The organism is Metabacillus rhizolycopersici (genome assembly GCF_020075705.1).
The window spans coordinates 1-385 of the sequence record NZ_JAIQUM010000292.1 but is presented as its reverse complement, the minus strand read 5'-3'; the positions used below and the strand labels follow the sequence as shown (position 1 = coordinate 385).

At 45.5% G+C, this 385-nt stretch carries 2 tRNA genes and 1 rRNA gene; all 3 read left to right on the top strand.

The features are described from left to right. The first annotated feature begins 8 nt into the window (after positions 1–8). The 3 genes from rrf to K9V48_RS28690 all read left to right on the top strand — a co-directional run bounded on the left by rrf (position 9) and on the right by K9V48_RS28690 (position 337). Positions 9–124 (top strand): 5S ribosomal RNA (gene rrf / locus K9V48_RS28700). A 42-nt stretch (positions 125–166) separates the two neighbouring features. After that, a tRNA-Val gene (locus tag K9V48_RS28695) sits at positions 167–242 on the top strand. Between the two features lie 19 nt (positions 243–261). Further along, positions 262–337: transfer RNA gene (locus tag K9V48_RS28690), tRNA-Thr, on the top strand. The last annotated feature ends 48 nt before the right edge of the window (positions 338–385 follow it).

The window sequence follows — 385 nt, the reverse complement described above, 5'->3', positions numbered from 1 at the left end:
ATAAATTATCTGGTAATGATGGCGAAGAGGCCACACCCGTTCCCATGCCGAACACGGAAGTTAAGCTCTTCAGCGCCGATGGTAGTTGGGGGTTTCCCCCTGTGAGAGTAGGACGTTGCCAGGTAATTATTAATTATAAGGTTTGTAATTAATATAACCACTATTCGGAGGATTAGCTCAGCTGGGAGAGCATCTGCCTTACAAGCAGAGGGTCGGCGGTTCGATCCCGTCATCCTCCACCATTAAAAAATCTTAGATTATGCCGGTGTAGCTCAATTGGTAGAGCAACTGACTTGTAATCAGTAGGTTGGGGGTTCAAGTCCTCTCGCCGGCACCACTTACTTCATTATAGTAATACTCATTATAATATGAGCCATTAGCTCAG